General features: G+C 43.6%; 1 protein-coding gene. It reads right to left on the bottom strand.

Features of this window, described 5'->3' with window-relative positions:
* Positions 1–421: IS4/Tn5 family transposase DNA-binding protein (locus tag AACQ75_RS11555; RefSeq protein ID WP_170889833.1), on the bottom strand; the 421-nt coding region annotated here is incomplete at its 3' end.
* Between the last annotated feature and the right edge of the window lie 104 nt (positions 422–525).

The following is a 525-nucleotide window of genomic DNA, read 5'->3' as shown; positions in this document are numbered from 1 at the left end:
GTTCAATTAAGCCAACAACCACTTGAGTTTCTGGAGCAAAAAGTAAGGTCGAGTGTATGAACATAGCTCGATTTCGATTGCCTTGATTGGAGTGCCCAAGTTCATCTTGTATGCTGCGATGGGAGTAACTTAGAGAAGTCGTATCTTCTAATGCAAGAAGTGTTTGTTGTTCTAAAGCCTCTTGCGCTGTGACATGAAAGCCCGCTTCAGCGATATCTTCTGCTTTGATTTGCTCATTACGAATAAAGCGATAAGCCCCTTCCATATCTGCAGGGGAGATGATGAGTTTCGAGACCGGTACGCCAGGTTGCTCGGCCAGAGAGGCAGCTAGGGCAACGAGTCTTTGAGTACGTCTTGGGTCATTGAGGTGAGCTTGACCAAATTGCTTTTGTGCCCAGAGGGTTGGTTCTATATAAGTCATTCTAATCATCCTTGTTATTGCTTAGATGATCAGATCATGAAACATAAAATTAGTTCAAAAAAATCCCCAAGCAGAGGCTTGGGGATTTGTGTATAAGAGACAGA

Source organism: Vibrio sp. B1-2 (genome assembly GCF_963888445.1).
Classification (GTDB): domain Bacteria; phylum Pseudomonadota; class Gammaproteobacteria; order Enterobacterales; family Vibrionaceae; genus Vibrio; species Vibrio anguillarum.
This window is presented reverse-complemented; position numbering and strand designations above follow the sequence as displayed.